The following is a 255-nucleotide window of genomic DNA, read 5'->3' as shown; positions in this document are numbered from 1 at the left end:
GACCTTGCCGTTGCGATTGCGTGACCCGGTGGCTGGCGAGCTCCGCCTGCTCCCAGAGGCGTTCCACGCGATTCCAGCCCAGTCTCAACACACGTCGCGCCTCATAAACGGTATGGAACACATCCAGGCCGTTCTCCAACGACGGCTCCCCGTCCTCTTGCCGCTCCCGTTGCAAAGTGGCGATGCCGGCTTGCAGGCCTTTCCCCGCGTCGGCCGTGACGTAGGATAAGGCCTTCCAATCGCGTAGCGCCTGGG

The 255-nt window shown here is 64.3% G+C and carries 1 pseudogene; it reads right to left on the bottom strand.

Annotated features, from left to right (window positions below):
• Positions 1 to 255: pseudogene (locus tag ACYOEI_RS41580) on the bottom strand (hypothetical protein); the annotation flags it as partial.

The sequence above is a fragment of the Singulisphaera rosea genome (assembly GCF_054877945.1).
Note: the sequence above shows the minus strand (reverse complement) of the source record. Positions and strands in the feature narration are given on the sequence as shown.